Below are 18,498 nucleotides of genomic sequence, written 5' to 3' on the forward strand. Positions count from 1 at the left end.
GAATGTTACAAAAACTGCCGAAATTGCAACATAATGAAGAAGCACATTATTTGGATAGTCATATCGCTAATGTCTGTAGCATTAATAGGGCTCACCAGTTTTCAGGTGTACTGGATCAATAATGCCATAAAATTAAACCAGAAGCAGTTTGAGCAAAAGGTACAGCAATCTTTACAGCTAGTCTCTCAGCGACTGGAAAAAAAGGATGCTTATGACTTCACACATAATATTTTAAGAGTATATCCAGGAGTAGTATCTCAAAACACTTTAAGAATAGGAGTACCCACAGACGGAACTAATGAAGACAGTTCTGAAGTAGCGAATCCTTCATATTACTGGGGCCATCATGCTTTTTGGTTCAACATAGTAAACCCAGATATGCAGGCAGAAAATCAGCTGCTACGAAAATCAGAAATGATTAATGTGGTGGTAGAAGAGATGTTTGGTCGCAAGCGAAGCATCCATGAAAGGGTAAACCCAGAAGTGCTGGAATCTATGCTAGACAAGGAATTTTTTGAAAGAGGTATAGAGCTCAATTATGATTTTGCCGTTTGGAACCCTTATATGGATAGTGTGCTGTACACTAACACGAATAACAGTCTCAACACAGTAAAGCACTCGCCGCTGCGAGCAAGATTATTTCCTAATGACATTTTAGGCAACACGCATTACTTAACGGTAAACTTCCCCGACGAGAGCGCCTTTCTTTTTAGAGAAATATGGGCCACTCTGGCTACTTCAGTAGTTTTTATATTGCTCATAATTGGCTGCTTTACTTATGCTATTTACACTATCATTAGGCAAAAGAAACTGTCTGAGATGAAAAATGACTTCATCAACAACATGACACACGAGCTAAAGACACCCATTGCTACGGTAGGACTGGCTTGCGAGGCTTTACATGAAAAAGAAATGCGAGAGAACGATGGCATTTTACTGCGTTACCTGGATGTGATTAAAGATGAGAATAACCGATTAGCCACTCAGGTAGAAAAAGTGTTACAATCGGCATTATTAGACAAGCCTTCTTTTCAGCTTAAAAATGCAGAGTTACAGCTACATGACCTGATAGAAAATGTAGTATCAAAAATAAGAGTGCCGTTGGAATCAAAAAACGGGGAAGTAGAACTGAACCTAAAGGCATCTAATGACATTATCCAGGGAGATTATGAGCACCTGTCTCATGTAGTACTCAACCTGCTGGATAATGCTATGAAATATTCACCAGCAGCTCCTCTAATCAACATTTCCTCTTTCAACATTCAGGATGGCATAATAATAGAGATCTCTGATCATGGAAAAGGGATGAAGCAGGAGGAATTAAAGCGAATTTTTGATAAATTTTATAGAGTACACACCGGAGACCGACATGATGTAAAAGGTTTTGGTCTCGGACTTAGTTATGTTAAATCAATTGTAAATATGCACGGCGGCGATATTTCTGTGAGATCAGTTTTAGATCAGGGTAGCACGTTTAGCATATTTCTTCCTTTTAAAAATGGAGAATAAAATAAAATTACTCATCGTAGAAGATGATCAAAACCTGGGACAGATACTAAAAGAATATCTGCAACTGAAGGGCTACAAAGCTGATTTGTACCGCGACGGGGAATCAGGCCTGCAAGCCTTTTCTCCTGGCTTGTATGATCTGTGCATACTAGACATCATGATGCCGAAAAGAGATGGCTTTTCTCTGGCGCAGGAAATCCGCAATCAGGATAAAAATATTCCTTTGGTTTTCCTCACTGCCAAATCTATGAAAGAAGATGCCATAAAAGGCTTAACTATAGGGGCTGATGACTATGTTACCAAGCCTTTTAGTATGGAAGAACTATTGCTTAGACTGAAGGCCATTCTAAGGCGTTCTGCTCCTATTGCAGGGGAACAGCCCGCTGAATTTAATATCGGCGATTACAAATTTGACCCTACCCGTAGAATACTGGACTTTAAAGGAGACACCACCAAGCTCACCACTAAGGAAAATGACCTGCTCACGCTACTCTGCAAGCATCAGAACAAGGTGCTTTCCAGAAAAATAGCCCTTAACAGCATCTGGGGAGATGATTCTTATTTTAACGCCAGAAGCATGGACGTGTACATTACTAAGCTTAGGAAGTATCTCAAAAAAGATGAATCACTGCAAATTCTTACCGTACATGGAGAAGGGTTTAAATTGATCAATTTATAAGTCTGTTTCTTTAAAAAAATAATATTTCGTTTTATTAAAAATTTAAAGAGGACCATGTAAGTAATCTTGTAAATTATCTCTATTTTTCGTACTTTTCTGTTTAATTCCAAACAAAAACAAAGTGCTTTAAAAAGGAGAATTTTTGCTCGGAATTAGCAAGGTGCGCACGGAGAAATGCAACCATTTATTACAAATAATTTTATTGATCCAGAACCTATAACCCTATATTCCGATGATACAGATAATACCTTCGATCATTATAAATGATGGAAAAGTAATTCGATTACAGCAGGGAGATTTATCTCGCGAAAAGGTGTACGACAAAAGCCCTCTTGACCTGGCCAAAAACTTTGAAGACCACGGCATAGAAGAAGTCCATTTAGTAGACTTAGATGGTGCCAGAAGAGGAGAGCCCATTAACTACCACATTTTAGAAGCTATAACGGGACACACCAATTTAAAAGTTGATTTTACGGGCGGCATCCATACTGATGGTGACATAAGCAAGGCTTACGAGTATGGTGCTAAATATATAACAGCTGCCAGTGTAGCAGTAGCACGCAAAGAGCTTTTTGCCTCATGGATAATTTCCTATGGCCGAGAAAAAATTACGCTTGGCGCAGATGCCATGAATGAAAAAATAGCAATACGCGGTTGGCAGAAGTCTACAGATATAGATTTGTTTGAACATATAGAATACTTCTACTCCAGAGGCTTAAAATATGTAAAAACTACAGATATAGCTCGTGATGGACTTATGGAAGGCCCATCCTTTGACCTGTATCAAAAAATTATAGATAAATTTCCAGACATCTGTGTATTAGCCAGTGGTGGGGTCAGAAATGTAGATGATATTAAGAGACTTAATGACATGGGGGTATTTGCCGTAATATTTGGTAAAGCCTACTATGAAGGCCGCATACAGCTTAAAGAACTAGAATCTTACCTGGTAAAGGTATAAGTCCAGCCCCTAATCACCTGGCAAGCAGCAAACAATCAACTGTTTGAGAATATTACCCCTCAAAAAAATTAAAAGCCCCGAAGATCTTCGGGGCTATAAAATTTAACTTGCTTTTAATAAATTGTCCTGTTTCAGTGTGTATGTCCTGACTTCTTTCTTCTCCAAATCAAACCAGGCACATTCTACTAGGTAAGAGCTTTTGTCTTTTATATAGTGTAATACCTCCATCACTTTTCCGTCTCTATTACTTTTTACACGCTCTCCCTTTTTAAAGAGTCTTTTCATAGGCATCTCCCAACTATTATAAATTAATATAACAATATCGTTCTTACCTTAAGTATACGATTTTTTTTAATAAAAGATCGTAAAATCTACGATTATTAACCAGACTCATATAAAATTTATTCACAGTTAATATTAAGATAATCCTAAACCATAGTAATAAGAGCCAGACAGACCTTCATATACCCCCTCAATCAACACACCGCCATCTTTATTTTCAAGGATTTTAACTACATCCTCTTTACTCTTCACGGTTTTACCATCTATTTTAGTGATAATGAAGCCTTCTCTCATATCAGTATACTTTCTTATTTTACCAGGTTTCAAGGCTTTTACTCTCACACCAGATTTAAGATCTAACTTACTTAAGGTAGAATTATCTACATCTTCCAGCTCAGCACCTAACACTGATAATATTTCAGCAGTCTCTTTCTTCACTACTTCAGTACTACCTTGTCTGTTTTTAAGCTCTACTTTATAAGTCAGCTCTTTGCCATCTCGGTTTACTTTTAACTCTACTTTGTCTCCCGGTCTCTTACTACCTATATAACCAATAAGCTGAGCTGTATTATCAATTTCTCTACTATCCACACCTGTGATTACATCACCAGCCTGCACACCGGCATCTTTAGCTCCACTCATAGGATCCATTCCCGCTACATACACTCCAGAGTATAGATCTATATTCTTTTCTTTAGCAAACTCACCAGTTACGTTCTGAATTTGAACACCTAACCAACCTCTTTGTACAGTACCATAAGCGATAAGATCTTCTACTACTTTACTTACAATATTAGCAGGCACAGCAAAAGAATAACCAGAATAAGATCCGGTAGGACTTGCAATGGCAGTATTAATTCCCACCAAGTCACCACTAAGGTTTACTAAAGCGCCTCCACTATTACCTGGATTAACCGCTGCATCTGTCTGTATAAATGACTCAATAGCAGTATTAAGACTATCCTGAATATTATTTTCAGCTAAAATACCTATGCTTCTACCTTTAGCACTTACTATACCAGCAGTAACCGTAGAGTTAAGGTTGTAAGGATTACCTACAGCCATTACCCATTGACCCACTTTTACCTCATCAGAGTTAGCTAATGAAAGGAAGGGCAGGTCTGCTTCCTCTATTTTAATTAATGCAATATCTGTAGTAGGGTCTGTACCTATTACTTTTGCTTTATAGCTTCTATTATCATGTAGCGTTACTTCAAGGTCATCAGCATCGGCCACCACGTGGTTATTAGTAACTATATAACCTTTGTTATTTATAATTACACCACTACCAGTACCTACTCTTGGCTGAGGTTGAGCACCTCCTTCTTGTTGTCTGAAAAAGGGACCAAAAAAATCTCTAAACTCATCAGGGATTTGCTGCCTTCTTGAGGAATAATTACCAGTGCTGGTAGATCTGATATTAACTACCGCATCCATGGTCTTTTCTGCTGCTGCAGAAAAATCTAAAGCTACCAATTCTCCGGCTTCATTAGTAGAGTAAGCAGTTTTTACTGCCGGAGTACCATCTACGTGTTCTACTGTGATGGTTTTACCATTGCCAAGGTCAAATACCTGAATTGACCCGATGGTTAATGCACTACCTAAAACAGCAGCCATTATTAATGCACTAAACTTCTTCATACTTTCTGTTTTTCTTGATTAAAACAATTGCAATAAAGGTTTGATAACATATTGCACATTCTAACGTGAGCAACTGTACTTTTATTTACGCTCTAACTCATTTTATAGTTTAAAGAGCATGTTAAAAATTGTTAAAGTACAATTAAGAATAGAAAAAGGTCACCTCTCGTGCTTACGAGAAGGCGACCTTTTAGAATATTTAATGACTAAGAAATTTCTATTAATCGAGAAGTAGCGGTTTTTGCTTCTTCTTTTTTAGGAATAGAAAGCTTTAAAATACCATCAGTATATTTAGCTTCTATCTTGTCACCTACTACGGTGCTAGGTAAGGTAAATGATCTTCTGAATGATTGATAGTTAAACTCTCTTTTTGTGAATTTACCTTCATCATTCTTTTCTTCATTTTTCACTTCTTTTTCATAAGAGATAGTAAGCACATTGTTATCTACCTCTACTTTGAAGTCTTTTTTATCTGCTCCGGGAGCAGCTACTTCTACTTGAAAATCTCCGTCACTTTCTTTTATATTTACTGCAGGCATGGTGTTACTTTCGCCTGAGATATTGAACAGGTCTCTTGATAAGAAATCGTCAAAGAAAGTAGGAAACAAGTCATTTGGTCTTCTAATGAGTGTCATAATATACCTCCTTTTTTAATGTTATTAAATCGATTAAAATCAAATTCAATTACACTTTTACAATTAGGATGCCAGAGCAAAAAGAAGACATTTTGACGCTAAAAATTGAATAAAATCAATACATCAAGACATTTTGTCTACTTTTCAACTAACTCACCGTTGTCATACTCATATTCTATTGACACATTGCCTTCCTGATCATACCAGCGAGATAATCCATCTCTCTTACCGTCAGAATAAGGACTTTCCTCCATGAGGGTACCATTATCATAATAAGACTTGGCCACCCCTTGCAGCAGACCATTTTCGTAGGTTTTTTCTTCTTTTATTCTATTTCGGTTATAAACCACATAGTCTCCATGCAGCTGACCGTTATGATAGTAACATCTCTTTTCTATTTCTCCTCGCTGCCCCATTTCTATATGCATGCCCTGCATAACACCATCTACATAGCCTGTTACTGACTTCACCACTCCATTGGTATAAAAGGCGGTCCAATTGCCCACTTTATGCCCGTTTAACAAGTCTCCTTGCTCCACCACATTGCCGGCCTCATTTTTAATAGTAACCTTAACCATGGCGGAGTTATCTTGATAAGGTTCTTGAATGGCCCCTTCAGGAATAGCAGCAGACTCTGGAGTGGCAACTGCATTATTATCAGCCACTTGGTTATCTACACAAGAAAACAATACCATAGAAACGAACAAAGCAAATAAATACTTCATGATGATTTAAGCGTTAATGAATAAAATAAAGCTCAATTATAAAATAAGGACGATAAAATAAAAAGCATAAGGTGGATTTTGAATTATACTTTTATATATTCTACTTGTTTTACTAGCTCAATTTATCAAAACTCAACCAACTTAGAATAGTCATATACACATATAAATTGAGCGGCCTTATAACTTATAAAACCGCTCAAGCCAAGCCTATAACAACTGAGAAAGATTCAGCTACTAAATGCATTAAAGTTCCTCTAGCAGCGCTATCACTTTCTCTTTATTATCAGAAGTAACTTTATCTTTTAATGCCCCCTTCTCAAAAGTAGCAAAGAAAGGAAGGCTATAAACCCCTGCCTTTAGTCGGGTTTTAGGAGCATGCTCGGCGGAGACTTCCAAAAAAGTAACATGTTCATATTTTTCTTCTGAAGCTAACCTCTTATAAATAGGAGCAAAGCGCTTGCAGACTCCGCACCAGTCAGCCGAAAATTTGACGATTACTTTTTCATGAGCATTGATTACTTGTTCGAATTCATCATCAGAAACTATCTTATTTTCCATATTAAAAAATGTTTAGAATAATGACTAAGAAACTGATTATCAATTTTAATTAGCAGCATAATCAATCAATAAAATTGAGCATGTCATAGACAAAACAAATGACTGCTGTTTTTCAACGACAAAAAAGAGGTTGCCCAAAGGTAAATTTTGGCACAACCTCTCTAATTAATAGAATGGCAAAATTCTTATCTTCCTCCCAGTACAAATTTCACGGGAATGATTTGTCTTACTTTTACAGGCACGCCTCTTTGCTTGCCAGGATTCCACTTAGGAGCATCTTTTTCAAAAATTCTTAGCACCTCCTCATCGCAACCAGCGCCGATTCCTTTAGCAATCTGGATATCCACCATATTGCCGTCTTTATCCACCACAAAGCTTAAAAAAACCGTGCCCTCCACACCTATTCTGCGTGCCTGACCAGGATATTTTAGCTTTTTGTTAATAAACTGATACAGCGCATTCTCGCCACCTACAGGTGAAGGCATTTCCTCCACAATGGAGAAAGTATCGTCTGCTATCTCCTCAGGCATAGATTCTTCTACAACCACGGGATCAGTCACTTCAACAGGAGGGAGCTCTACTACAACCGTTTTTTTCAATTCCTCCTCCACATCCTGAATATCGGGATCAGGAATAGGATTCATTATTTTTTTCTTCACCGGTGGTGGTGCTGCTGGCTTTTCTTTTACTTGTACAGTAGGTAAAATTGTTTCTATAACTTCCCCTTCACCATCATCCAAATTCACCGGATTATCAGGGACTTCTACGGCCGTACGATATTCAAAGGCACTTACTACCAACATTATAGCTGCCAGCAGGCCAATCTGAAAGAATAAGCCCGAAAGCCTTCTTACATCTTTTTCAGGATTTTTACGTTTTTCCATTGTCTGTCATGTTTCGTGTAACATTTATAAAATCATCCGGCCGGGATGTATTTTCTACATATTCATTATAAGCACGCTTCTCATCTTTAGCCCTTACTACTTTTACTGTAAAATAGGCTACCAGCAATAAGCCTAATAATATGAGCACATATATAATGAGTCTTACCACTCGCTTACCGCCACTACTTTTCTCATGCTGCTTTAATATGTCATGATAGTTCTTATGGCTTTCGATGCGCCTCGAAGTCATTTTCTTTCTTCTTAACCGTATTTCGTGTCTGCCCATTATTGCTCCCAGTTGACTTTAAAATGCTTTTTTAACTTTTCAACAGCCCTGTATAGACGCATTTTCGCACCACTTTCTCCTATATTCAATATAAAAGCGATCTCTTTAAAACTTCTTTCTTCAAAAAACCTTAACTCCAGCACCTCAATAGTTTCTGTAGGAAGTTCTCTTAATGTAGCTATGAGTAATCGGATTTGCTCCTCACTAAACTCACTGTCACTCTGCTCAAAAAGCTCGAACACTCGTTCTTCTTCTACACTAAATATTTTATTCCTTTTATTTTTATTAAAGTGCTTATTTACCTCGTTACTCGCTATTCTATAAAGCCAGGCAGAAAAAGGCAAGCCTCTAAACTCATATTTCTTTATGTTCTGCAATGCCTTTAAAAAAGTTTGAGAACAGATATCTGCTGTCAGATCTTCATCATCAGTTCTTCTGTATATAAAATTAAATATACCTTCATAATACTGATCATAGATCGCACCAAATGCCTTCGCATCTTTTTTAGATGCTTCTATCACTCGTTGTTCCTGAGTAATATCGTCCTCGGTCATATGTCTGGCCGTATTCAAGCTATTCAAGGTAATGGTTTTGATCATATAACCGCCGTTTTCCAAAAGGTCACAGGTTAATTTAATTTTTTTTTTAATAATTATCTGTATTCAATTCTTAGAATAGAGTTGTGAACCACAAAGTCAATGTCTAGTTTTAAAGAACCTTTAAACTTAAGCCGCATGAAAACAATAGTGAATAAGCTCCTTTTTCTATTCCCCATTATATTCTTAAGCTGCGCCGCTTCTAACTCAGGATCATCATCTGAGTCAGGCTCCACAACAGGCGGAATCGACCAAAAAACCGCTGGAATGAAGAAATACGAGGGATATTTCTCATTTTACTATGATGAAAAATCCGATAAAATATTTCTGGAAATAGATAAGCTGGGTGAAGAATTTCTTTACGTTAACTCACTGGCGGCAGGAGTAGGATCTAATGACATAGGCCTTGACAGAAACCAGCTGGGTAATGACAGGGTAGTGAAATTTGAAAGAAGAGGCCCGAAAATTTTATTAGTTCAGCCCAATTATAAATACCGAGCCATCAGTGAAAGTGAAGATGAAAGAGATGCCGTAAGAGATGCTTTTGCCCAATCAGTACTTTATGGCTTTAAACTAGTAGCCGAAGAAGAAGGAAAGGTATTAGTAGATGCCACTGACTTTTTCATTTCTGACTCACACCATGTCACCAGCACTCTAAAAAGAAGTAAACAAGGAAGTTATTCACTAGACAAATCACGATCTGCTCTTTATTTACCCAAAACCAAGGCATTCCCAAAAAATTCTGAGTTTGAAGCCACACTCACATTTTCCGGCGAAGCTCAGGGAGGCTATATCAGAAGTGTAACACCTACTTCATCAGCTATCACCGTAAGGGTTCACCATTCATTTGTAGAGCTACCAGACAGTGACTATGAACCAAGAAAATTTGATCCTCGAGCAGGTTATTTTTCTACCTCTTACTATGATTATGCAACACCAATTGGTGAACCACTGGAAAAAAGATTTATCACCAGGCATCGGTTAAAAAAGAAAGATCCTAATGCTGCGATAAGTGAGCCAGTAGAACCAATTATTTATTACATGGATCGAGGCACTCCTGAACCTATTCGCTCAGCACTAATGGAAGGAGCCAGCTGGTGGAATCAAGCTTTTGAAGCTGCTGGTTATAAAAATGCCTTTCAGGTAAAATTACTTCCTGCTGATGCTGACCCATTAGATGTACGCTACAATGTTATCAACTGGGTACACCGATCTACGCGGGGCTGGTCTTACGGTTCATCAGTAGTAGACCCCCGTACCGGAGAAATCATTAAAGGTCATGTGCTGTTGGGCTCATTAAGAGTAAGGCAAGATTACCTGATAGCAGAAGGACTTTTAGCTCCTTATAAAAATAGCACTTCGGTACCTAAAGAAATGGAAGAAATGGCTTTGGCTCGCCTCCGACAGCTAGCAGCTCATGAAGTAGGCCACACACTTGGCTTAGCACATAGCTATACTTCCAGTTCAGAAAATAGGGCTTCGGTGATGGATTATCCACACCCGCTCATTAAAATAACCAATGGAGAAATAGACCTATCAGATGCTTATGATGATAAAATAGGCGCTTGGGATAAAGTAGCCATCAACTACGGATACAGAGACTTTTCTTCTAATGAGAATGAAAAAACCGAACTCAATAAAATAATACAAGAGTCATTAAAAAATGGTCTTACTTTTCTATCTGATCAAGACGCAAGACCAAAAGGGGGAGCCCATCCTTATGCACACCTCTGGGACAATGGCAAAAGTCCTGTAACTGAACTGAACCACATTTTGGAAGTGAGAAGAATTGCACTTAACAATTTTGGAGAGAACAACATCCAAACAGGTACTCCTTATGCAGAACTGGAAGAAGTATTAGCACCCGTCTATTTCCTACACCGATACCAGACTGAAGCCGTTTCTAAAATAATAGGCGGCCTCAACTACAGGTATGCGCTTCGTGGCGATGGACAGCCTGTCACTGAACTTATAGATGCCAATGAACAGAAGCTCGCTTTAGGAGCCTTACTTTCCACTATAACCCCAGAACGGCTTATGCTTACCGAAGATCTTCTAAAAATAATTCCTCCTCGTCCCTTAGGGTACCGCAGAAGCCGTGAGCTAACTGAAATTCGGACCTCACTCACTTTCGACCCTCTTACCGCAGCCGAAAGTGCTGCTCAAATGACTTTCGGGCTACTATTCAACCACTCACGCGCACAAAGATTGATAGAACATCATGCACGCAATAGCGAGCAGCCTGGCTTGGAGTATGTCATAGATCAGGTAATAGCTGCCACTTGGGAGCAAAAACCATCTAATAACACCTACAAAGCCGAAATCCAAAGAACTGTAAATGATGCCTTACTCACTCAACTTATGGGGTTAGCCGCAAATGAAGAAAGCAGTGAGCAGGCCAAAGCCATCGTCTATTATAAACTAGACGAACTAAAAACCTGGCTTAACTCCATTATGAAAAAATCCGATGAACTACAAAAAGCACATTTCGCTTATGCTGTTCATAAAATAGAAGCATTTCAAAACGAACCTGAAAAATATAAGTTACCTATGGTGGTTGATACACCTGACGGATCGCCTATAGGCAGTTATTAAACCATGAATTCACTACTACTGAAATTTGAAAATGCCGTAGCAGGTTACGGCATTGCTCACTCCATACCACCTATTGATATTGAAATACATGAAGGAGAACATGCGATTCTTGTAGGTGAAAACGAAAAACGGAAAGCAGAATTTATGGATGCCGTAGCTGGAAAAATATCCATTCCTAAAGGCAGGCTTTATTACCATTTTTCTGACAATTACTGCAAAGCTGATATCAAAAAGCCTATTGCTTCTGTACTGGCACGTCATGATTTTAAAAGCCTGGATGCCGAAAAAAAATTCTACTATCAGCAAAGGTATAATTCATCTGATTCAGAAAACTCTGAAACAGTATCAGAGTATCTGGCTAAAATTAAGTCATTTAGGAAAAAGCCCTATTGGACTATTCCTAAAGTGGTAAAAAGGCTGAACCTAAAACCACTGGAAGATGAAGCACTTATAAAACTATCTAATGGAGAAACCCGCAAAGTACTATTGGCCGCAGCCTTATTAAAGAACCCGGCCATCTTACTTTTGGACAACCCCATGACGGGTCTCGACAAGGAAAGTAGAGCTTTTTTCAACTCTCTCATTCCTGACATATCTTATTCTGGAGTAACCATTATCATGAATTCCTCTGAACTCGATATTCCGGAAGAAATAGAAAAGGCCATTATTTTTAAAAATAACCAACCTATACAAAAAGTAAAGACTAGAGAAGCAGAAGGGTACTTACAATCAGAAGAAGCGCTAAATATTCCTAAAGATGATCTGGAAAAACTAATGCAGCACAACCATACAGCTTATGAAAGCATCATAAAAATGAATGATGTAAAGGTAAAGTATGGCAGCAAGTTAATTTTAGACCACATTAATTGGACTGTTAAGCAAGGGGAGCGCTGGGCTCTGACAGGCCGAAATGGAGCAGGAAAATCTACTTTACTAAGCCTTATTAATGGAGACAACCCTCAAGCTTATGCCAATGAAATCTTTCTTTTTGACAAGAAAAAGGGATCCGGTGAAAGTATATGGGATTTAAAAGCAAAAATAGGGTTTGTATCTCCCGAATTATTTCAATACTTCCCTCGTCACCTGACTTGTGGACATGTAATAGCCACTGCTTTTTATCTTAGAATGGTATCTATTCCGGCATTACCCAATGACCGAAAAGAGAAAATTCTGCAATGGATGAACCTTTTTAATATTGATCAATATTTTAACGAAAAATTCTATTCCGTTTCTATCAACATTCAGCGCTTATGCCTATTAGCCAGGGCTTTGATCACCAATCCGGTGCTACTAATTTTAGACGAACCATTTCAAGGCTTTACTCATAATCAGAAAATGTACCATAAAAAAATTATAGATACCATTTGCGAACAAAGCGACATTACACTCATTTTCGTTAGCCACTATGAGGAGGAAATACCTGAAAGTGTTACTAACACAATCAGGCTAATAGATGGAAAACAGGCCTAACTTATAATTCAGGCCATTTTATGGTATCGTCATCAATAAACTGAGGAGACCACTGTATCTCATCTAATCGTCCTTCATTTATCCAAAAATTAACTGAGTGAGAATTGGATTCAATTAACTTATGATCTGGACTTTCGGCAGACGACCAGTCTTCCATTTCCAGGTCATCCATTCCTACTTTAGCCAATACTTCCTTCAACTTTTCCTCACTTTGACCAATTAACGTTTCACCCTCTAGCTGGTAAAAATCAGAAGTTACTGAAATTACTATCAGACGCCAATCATCTTCTTCATCAAAATTAAGAGACAAACTCAACTCCTTATAATCCCATGATTCGGTAAGATCTTGATCAGAATCAGTATAAGAATAGCTCTCTACCACATCTGCTTCGCCTAATATTTCCTTAACCTGGTCACGAGTCATACCAAATTTTATAGTACCTAAACCTTCTCCTGGTTTTATATCTTTTAGTTCTATATTCATAACGTTTATTTTAAAGCAAATCTAACCATAATAAAATCAGCATCTCACTTTTTATCCACTAAGCTGACACTGTTTCCTTACTATCAACATTATATTATTACTTTTGCATAAAACGGGTTATAAAAAATTATATGGAGGATATTGATATTATTGAAGACGATGAGTTATACGAGCATCATCGTATAGTGGCTGACCCCAAGCAGCAATTACTAAGGATAGACAAGTTTCTGATGGACAGGCTCCCTAATGTAACCCGAAACAAGCTGCAGTCGGCCATAAAGGACGGATTTGTAAAAGTGAATGATCAGGAAATAAAACCTAATTACAAGGTAAGGCCTGATGACATTATAACGATTGCTCTGCCTGAGCCTCCGAGAGAAACCGAAGTAGTACCGCAAGATATACCTCTCAACATAGTTTATGAAGATAAGCATGTGCTTGTGGTGAACAAAGAAGCGGGCATGGTAGTGCACCCTGCTTACCAAAACTGGGAAGGCACATTGGTAAACGCTTTGGCATACCATTTTAAAAATCTGCCAGAAATGGAGGGCAATGAGGGCCGACCAGGACTAGTACACCGCATAGATAAAGACACCAGCGGCTTGCTTGTAATCGCTAAAACTGAACAAGCCATGAATGGACTGGCCAAGCAGTTTTATGATCACTCTATTGAAAGAACCTACTATGCGCTGGTGTGGGGCTCTCCTGAACCTAATGAAGGTACTATACATATTAACCTGGGCAGAAGCCTGAAGGACAGGAGGATTACTGTGGCTTATGAAGATGATACCATAGGCAAAAATGCCATCACCCATTATAAACTACTGGAAGACCTCAGGTATGTTTCATTAGTGCAGTGTAACCTGGAAACAGGCCGTACCCACCAAATCAGAGCCCACATGAAACACATAGGCCATGAGCTGTTTAATGATGCTACTTACGGTGGAGATAAAATTCTAAAAGGCACTCCTTTTTCTAAGTACAAAAGCTTTGTAGATAACTGTTTTAAAATATTACCCAGACAGGCCCTGCATGCTAAATCCTTAGGATTTGTTCACCCTATTACTAAAGAGTTTATGCAGTTTAACAGCGAGCTGCCTGAAGATTTCTCACAAGTATTAGAAAAGTGGAGAAGTTATGTGCAGTATAATTAAATGAAAGGCTAAGTGGTTAGCCTTGGTTTAGTTTAAGCTGGTTGTTAGTTTTAGTGGGAATGCAGATTGGCGTTCGGTAACTTATGCCCTTCATGCAATTGCAATCATTACTATGCTAGGCTGATTAGGCAGATATTAAACATTTTATTAACTTTAACAAACATGGGGATTAGCTTAACAGGTAAAGCTAGGCAACTGACATATGAATTGCTAATTCATGAGTCAATTGCCGAGTTGTAGGTTCGAGTCCTGCATCCCCTCAATTGCCTTGGAACAATCAAACTCATATATCTCATTCAAAAATCGAACACAAGAAATTTTTGACTTTGCTGTTCTAATAACGAGTAGCGTTCCCACTTTTAAGCACAACCTTAAACTTTTTGAATCGGGTGAGATTAATAGACTTTCAGAACCAGATTATTTTCAGCCGTCTGTCATTTATGAGATAACTCAGTCAACCCTAGTTGATCTAGAAGGTAAAGGTTTAATTGAAGAAAAACTGGAAAAGCTTAGTGATTTAGTGAATATCCCACTCAACAATAGGGAATTCAAAGAATCCATTATTGCTCGAATTGGAAAAGATAACTATCAGAAGTACCGGAACACCTTGAAACGTCAAAGCGCCGATTACATCAAAAATTTGCGCGAATGCTCTAAAGCTTACCAAAAGAAGTTAGCATCCTATCTATATTTCTCACTTTTCTCTTATTTTGAAGCTTTCATAGGAGATCTTGTTAACGAGGTGATTAATGACTTCAATAAACTAAATATTCCAAAACACCTTGAGAAGGTATCAAACATTGATTTTGAGAAAGAAATTAGAATATTGGATAGAAAATATGACCCACGAAAAATTGATAGATACAAAAAGTATAGCGAACAACTAATTAATAAAGGATATGTAAAGCCAGAGCATCTGATGTTTTCTTCAATGTTAGATATTCTAAAAGATTCTAATGAAAATATGAAGGCCAATGACATTCCTGACTTTTTGAAAAAATTCTTCTTTTTTGAACTTAGCCCATCAGATAATGAAATCTACCACAATTTAAAAAGTAATAGAAACTCATTGGGACATGGAGGCACAACATTCACTCCAACTCTTAAAAGTGTAATAGACTCAAATAAATTTTTTAAACGAATCAGCAAAAAAATAGATACTCATGTCACAAGAAATTTCATGAACCTAAATAACTTTAAAACACCCTAAAACTATTACTAATAAGAAGACAACTCTTACTTCAATAGAGCCTGAAATCACCGTTCACACCAGTTTCGCTACACTCAAAACCCTAATCCTCTCCACCTGTAATAAAACCAAATTCATGGATTTTTTAGTACATTTAAACAACTGATATTCAGTTTATTAAATACAGGAAATCACTTTTGGCATGGCTCTTGATTAATTCACACTATAAGTTATTTACTGATATCACTTTATAACTTCTTTAGTTCATGAGATCCCGACTTATTGATTTCATGTAGATGTTAAATCTAAATTTTTAAGGACATGAAGAAGGTTGCATTACTTATCGTATTCACTGCATTTATTGCAGGATCTGCTTTAGCTGAAAAAGCTGCAGCTACATTTAGAACAGACAAAGGAGAAAAAATTCAGGTGATTATTAATAATAAGGTTATCAATCACCAACCAAAATCAATAGTAAAAGTTCAGGGAGGCGGGGGCCTGCTAAACGTGCAAATTAAAGTCTACAACAATCATAATACCTTAACCTTAAGAGATAGACTAGACATAAAGCCTGGTTTTAAAAGTGATTTTGTGATTATAAAAACAGGCAGAAATGCTGAAATTCAAAAATCTGCTACAAAACGTATTTATAATAATCACTACAGAAGACCAGAAGAGCTGTACAATAAAAAGTATTTTGCACTGATAAGTGAAGAGGGTATGAATACTTTAATGAACCGAATGGAACGTGCGCATAATGATCAGGATAGATTATTAACCGCAAGAAATAATATTGGTGATAAAAAAATAACCACTTATGATCTGGGTGAAATCTTAACCTCTTTAGAAGAGGAAGAATCTAAATTAAAATTTGCCAAATGGGCATATAAAAGAACGCTTGATCAGAACAATTACGCCGATATACACACCGCTTTTAAATTCAGAACCAGTATAATAGAACTCGATAGATTTATTTACGGTTAGTTAATGTTGAAAAAAAGCCCTTCAGATTTCTCCGAAGGACTTTTTTTACACTCAAAAATTGATCACCATTCCCTCATGATTAAAAGGGTATTATCTTCCTAAAGTCATATTCAAGTCTTTTGGAGCATAAACTGAACTCACCGAAAAATTATAATTTCTATAATTATTCAAAAGCTGAGAAGCTTTCACCTCAATAGATTCTTCACAGCCGGGAGTCCAATCTCCGGTGGTAGCCAGCATTATTTCATAATCAGCCACCCCAACATCAAACTTATAGCTACCGTTGTTATCTGTATAGACTTTTTCACCTCCTATGAGCAGCGCCATTCCAGGAAGTATCTTCTCTCCAACATCATAAACACAATTGTCATTTTCATCTACGAAAACCACTCCAGAAATAGTTAATGTTTCTGGCTCTCCACACGCCTCTTCTCCTTCTCTTCCAGTAGCATACATATTCACCGCGCTGCTAAGGGCAAATATGGCAAGTAACAATTTCCTCATTATTAGCATTTTTTAAGTTGTGAAAATGTTATTACATGGGTTGTGCCTAAATATTAATTGATTGATTTACAGTTAATTAAGATAATAACCATTTGAAAAAATGTTCCAAAACGCAAAAGACATTCCCAATTCTGGAAGGCAATCCAAAATAGTAAACGTTAGGAAATAGTATAAATTGAAAGAAAAAGAGCGGTTACTTTAATAAAACTACTCTGCGTTGCTCTCCACCATTTGACCCACAAGGCTTTCTGAGCGCTCTTTCTGCTCACGGGTTTCCCTTATAACCTGCTGCAGTTCCTCTTCATTAATAAAGCCTTTGCTATAAGCATGCTGAGCTGCTACAGCTGTATCAGAGACTAGAAGCATATCTACATTTAAGGCTTTTATACCTTCAGCCTGCTTTAGCACTTTTTTCTCCTTGCGCTTTTTAGAAACATCTCTAATGTAAATAGCTTTAACTCTATCTGGAAATTCCTGTGTTATCTGTGCATAGAGCTCAGAATCTTTCTGGCCGCTATCACCAATAAGGATAAATGATAAATCATCATACAGATCAAACAGGTGTCTTATTTTTATCAGTTTATGATTATGAGTGCCTCCTCCAGAGCTCATCAGCTCCCAGAGGCTGGTTTTCAATTCTTGTAATAAAAAAGGGCCTTTGGGAATATTCCGCACCTCACAGAAGTTTTCAAGAAAATCATAAAGATTCCACTCACTGCTACTGACATAAAATATGGGATTAGAAGCATCGCTCTTGGTGCCTCGTCGCAGCGCATCATAAAAAGCGGCCACACCGGTAAACGGTAATCTGGTTTTAGAATTTTTAGTAAGGATAAGCCTCAGCTTTCGCAAGGTTTGGGTAGCGTGAGAAATAAGGATAGTATCATCTACATCAGAGATTATTCCATAGCAAGAATTAGCCTCTTCCAAATATACCTCTGTCTCGGTTTCTATCTCTTTCTGATCATCTACAATCTTATCTAACACCTTGAAACAGGCCTTATGCCAGCCCTGTTGTGGCAGCTCCTCTTCAAACTCAAATACCGCTTCAAAAAGGCCATTTTCATTGGTCACTACTTCTTTTTCATAGCCAAACAGTCTTACCTGCACTCTTACATCAGGAATGGCTTCACTGAGATAGCGGCTTATCATGGCTCTAAAATTCTTCCTCCGCCTATCGCCTTCATTTGATTCATAAAGCACCCTATCATCCAGCACATGGCCCCGCAGGTACACCTTCTTTCTTGAGCCATAACCCCGATAAGGAATTATGGTAGGTGGGGTAAGTACGCCTAGCCATTTTTTTAGCCTTAATGACAGCTTTTTAACCGGTTTTCTAATTAACTTTTTGATAGATATCTG

Annotated in this window: 19 protein-coding genes and 1 tRNA gene; 9 read left to right on the forward strand and 11 right to left on the reverse strand. The window is 37.7% G+C overall.

Annotated features, from left to right (window positions below):
* The first annotated feature begins 33 nt into the window (after positions 1-33).
* From LVD15_RS06465 to LVD15_RS06475, 3 genes are all read left to right on the forward strand, one after another.
* Entirely contained in the window at positions 34-1,509 is a 1,476-nt protein-coding gene (locus LVD15_RS06465; protein WP_233779487.1) for a sensor histidine kinase, read from the forward strand.
* On the forward strand, positions 1,499-2,188 hold the full coding sequence (locus tag LVD15_RS06470) for a response regulator transcription factor (protein WP_233779488.1): 690 nt from the start codon (positions 1,499-1,501) through the stop codon (positions 2,186-2,188). The genes LVD15_RS06465 and LVD15_RS06470 overlap by 11 nt, the downstream gene beginning before the upstream one ends.
* A 232-nt stretch (positions 2,189-2,420) precedes the next feature.
* Entirely contained in the window at positions 2,421-3,149 is a 729-nt protein-coding gene (locus LVD15_RS06475) for a 1-(5-phosphoribosyl)-5-[(5-phosphoribosylamino)methylideneamino]imidazole-4-carboxamide isomerase (protein ID WP_233779489.1), read from the forward strand.
* Between the two features lie 102 nt (positions 3,150-3,251).
* Here LVD15_RS06475 and LVD15_RS06480 read toward each other — a convergent pair whose 3' ends face one another.
* The 8 genes from LVD15_RS06480 to LVD15_RS06515 all read right to left on the reverse strand — a co-directional run bounded on the left by LVD15_RS06480 (position 3,252) and on the right by LVD15_RS06515 (position 8,759).
* A complete protein-coding gene (locus LVD15_RS06480) occupies positions 3,252-3,434 on the reverse strand; it encodes a hypothetical protein (protein WP_233779490.1) in 183 nt (60 codons plus the stop codon).
* A gap of 132 nt (positions 3,435-3,566) precedes the next feature.
* Positions 3,567-5,072, reverse strand: a complete 1,506-nt coding sequence (locus LVD15_RS06485) for a Do family serine endopeptidase (RefSeq protein ID WP_233779491.1) — start codon at positions 5,070-5,072, stop codon at positions 3,567-3,569.
* A 206-nt stretch (positions 5,073-5,278) separates the two neighbouring features.
* Entirely contained in the window at positions 5,279-5,707 is a 429-nt protein-coding gene (locus tag LVD15_RS06490) for an Hsp20/alpha crystallin family protein (protein WP_233779492.1), read from the reverse strand.
* A gap of 137 nt (positions 5,708-5,844) precedes the next feature.
* Positions 5,845-6,432 carry a toxin-antitoxin system YwqK family antitoxin gene (locus LVD15_RS06495; protein ID WP_233779493.1) on the reverse strand — a complete coding sequence of 196 codons (588 nt, stop codon included), beginning with the start codon at positions 6,430-6,432 and terminating at the stop codon, positions 5,845-5,847.
* Between the two features lie 243 nt (positions 6,433-6,675).
* A complete protein-coding gene (locus LVD15_RS06500) occupies positions 6,676-6,990 on the reverse strand; it encodes a thioredoxin family protein (protein WP_233779494.1) in 315 nt (104 codons plus the stop codon).
* A 185-nt stretch (positions 6,991-7,175) separates the two neighbouring features.
* Complete coding sequence (locus tag LVD15_RS06505; RefSeq protein WP_233779495.1) at positions 7,176-7,874, reverse strand: energy transducer TonB; 699 nt, start codon at positions 7,872-7,874, stop codon at positions 7,176-7,178.
* A complete protein-coding gene (locus LVD15_RS06510; RefSeq protein WP_233779496.1) occupies positions 7,861-8,160 on the reverse strand; it encodes a hypothetical protein in 300 nt (99 codons plus the stop codon). The genes LVD15_RS06505 and LVD15_RS06510 overlap by 14 nt, the downstream gene beginning before the upstream one ends.
* Entirely contained in the window at positions 8,160-8,759 is a 600-nt protein-coding gene (locus tag LVD15_RS06515) for an RNA polymerase sigma factor (RefSeq protein ID WP_233779497.1), read from the reverse strand. Before LVD15_RS06515 ends, LVD15_RS06510 begins: the two co-directional genes overlap by 1 nt.
* A 135-nt stretch (positions 8,760-8,894) precedes the next feature.
* Between LVD15_RS06515 and LVD15_RS06520 the strand changes: the two genes are divergently transcribed.
* Together LVD15_RS06520 and LVD15_RS06525 are read left to right on the forward strand one after the other, a co-directional pair.
* A complete protein-coding gene (locus tag LVD15_RS06520; protein ID WP_233779498.1) occupies positions 8,895-11,351 on the forward strand; it encodes a zinc-dependent metalloprotease in 2,457 nt (818 codons plus the stop codon).
* Positions 11,352-11,354: 3 nt separating this feature from the next.
* Positions 11,355-12,821, forward strand: a complete 1,467-nt coding sequence (locus LVD15_RS06525; protein ID WP_233779499.1) for an ATP-binding cassette domain-containing protein — start codon at positions 11,355-11,357, stop codon at positions 12,819-12,821.
* A 1-nt stretch (position 12,822) separates the two neighbouring features.
* Here the strand turns inward: LVD15_RS06525 and LVD15_RS06530 are convergent, their stop codons facing one another.
* Positions 12,823-13,305, reverse strand: coding sequence for a hypothetical protein (locus LVD15_RS06530; protein WP_233779500.1), 483 nt, complete (start codon positions 13,303-13,305; stop codon positions 12,823-12,825).
* Between the two features lie 131 nt (positions 13,306-13,436).
* Between LVD15_RS06530 and LVD15_RS06535 the strand changes: the two genes are divergently transcribed.
* From LVD15_RS06535 to LVD15_RS06550, 4 genes are all read left to right on the forward strand, one after another.
* On the forward strand, positions 13,437-14,459 hold the full coding sequence (locus LVD15_RS06535) for an RluA family pseudouridine synthase (protein WP_233779501.1): 1,023 nt from the start codon (positions 13,437-13,439) through the stop codon (positions 14,457-14,459).
* Positions 14,460-14,623: 164 nt separating this feature from the next.
* Positions 14,624-14,720, forward strand: a tRNA-OTHER gene (locus LVD15_RS06540).
* A gap of 7 nt (positions 14,721-14,727) precedes the next feature.
* A complete protein-coding gene (locus tag LVD15_RS06545; protein WP_233779502.1) occupies positions 14,728-15,669 on the forward strand; it encodes a HEPN domain-containing protein in 942 nt (313 codons plus the stop codon).
* A 300-nt stretch (positions 15,670-15,969) separates the two neighbouring features.
* Positions 15,970-16,632 carry a DUF4476 domain-containing protein gene (locus LVD15_RS06550; protein WP_233779503.1) on the forward strand — a complete coding sequence of 221 codons (663 nt, stop codon included), beginning with the start codon at positions 15,970-15,972 and terminating at the stop codon, positions 16,630-16,632.
* A 90-nt stretch (positions 16,633-16,722) separates the two neighbouring features.
* Here LVD15_RS06550 and LVD15_RS06555 read toward each other — a convergent pair whose 3' ends face one another.
* Both LVD15_RS06555 and LVD15_RS06560 read right to left on the reverse strand, forming a co-directional pair.
* The gene (locus tag LVD15_RS06555) at positions 16,723-17,136 is read right to left on the reverse strand and encodes a hypothetical protein (protein WP_233779504.1); all 414 of its coding nucleotides are present in this window, start codon (positions 17,134-17,136) and stop codon (positions 16,723-16,725) included.
* Positions 17,137-17,343: 207 nt separating this feature from the next.
* The gene (locus tag LVD15_RS06560; protein ID WP_233779505.1) at positions 17,344-18,372 is read right to left on the reverse strand and encodes an App1 family protein phosphatidate phosphatase; all 1,029 of its coding nucleotides are present in this window, start codon (positions 18,370-18,372) and stop codon (positions 17,344-17,346) included.
* Between the last annotated feature and the right edge of the window lie 126 nt (positions 18,373-18,498).

It is taken from the genome of Fulvivirga maritima (assembly GCF_021389955.1).
Classification (GTDB): Bacteria; Bacteroidota; Bacteroidia; order Cytophagales; family Cyclobacteriaceae; genus Fulvivirga; species Fulvivirga maritima.

Coding starts and splice junctions, on each gene's coding strand:
- LVD15_RS06465 (WP_233779487.1), top strand. CDS start 34: ATGAAGAAGCACATTATTTGGATAGTCATATCGCTAATGTCTGTAGCA.
- LVD15_RS06470 (WP_233779488.1), top strand. CDS start 1,499: ATGGAGAATAAAATAAAATTACTCATCGTAGAAGATGATCAAAACCTG.
- LVD15_RS06475 (WP_233779489.1), top strand. CDS start 2,421: ATGATACAGATAATACCTTCGATCATTATAAATGATGGAAAAGTAATT.
- LVD15_RS06480 (WP_233779490.1), bottom strand. CDS start 3,434: ATGAAAAGACTCTTTAAAAAGGGAGAGCGTGTAAAAAGTAATAGAGAC.
- LVD15_RS06485 (WP_233779491.1), bottom strand. CDS start 5,072: ATGAAGAAGTTTAGTGCATTAATAATGGCTGCTGTTTTAGGTAGTGCA.
- LVD15_RS06490 (WP_233779492.1), bottom strand. CDS start 5,707: ATGACACTCATTAGAAGACCAAATGACTTGTTTCCTACTTTCTTTGAC.
- LVD15_RS06495 (WP_233779493.1), bottom strand. CDS start 6,432: ATGAAGTATTTATTTGCTTTGTTCGTTTCTATGGTATTGTTTTCTTGT.
- LVD15_RS06500 (WP_233779494.1), bottom strand. CDS start 6,990: ATGGAAAATAAGATAGTTTCTGATGATGAATTCGAACAAGTAATCAAT.
- LVD15_RS06505 (WP_233779495.1), bottom strand. CDS start 7,874: ATGGAAAAACGTAAAAATCCTGAAAAAGATGTAAGAAGGCTTTCGGGC.
- LVD15_RS06510 (WP_233779496.1), bottom strand. CDS start 8,160: ATGGGCAGACACGAAATACGGTTAAGAAGAAAGAAAATGACTTCGAGG.
- LVD15_RS06515 (WP_233779497.1), bottom strand. CDS start 8,759: ATGATCAAAACCATTACCTTGAATAGCTTGAATACGGCCAGACATATG.
- LVD15_RS06520 (WP_233779498.1), top strand. CDS start 8,895: ATGAAAACAATAGTGAATAAGCTCCTTTTTCTATTCCCCATTATATTC.
- LVD15_RS06525 (WP_233779499.1), top strand. CDS start 11,355: ATGAATTCACTACTACTGAAATTTGAAAATGCCGTAGCAGGTTACGGC.
- LVD15_RS06530 (WP_233779500.1), bottom strand. CDS start 13,305: ATGAATATAGAACTAAAAGATATAAAACCAGGAGAAGGTTTAGGTACT.
- LVD15_RS06535 (WP_233779501.1), top strand. CDS start 13,437: ATGGAGGATATTGATATTATTGAAGACGATGAGTTATACGAGCATCAT.
- LVD15_RS06550 (WP_233779503.1), top strand. CDS start 15,970: ATGAAGAAGGTTGCATTACTTATCGTATTCACTGCATTTATTGCAGGA.
- LVD15_RS06555 (WP_233779504.1), bottom strand. CDS start 17,136: ATGAGGAAATTGTTACTTGCCATATTTGCCCTTAGCAGCGCGGTGAAT.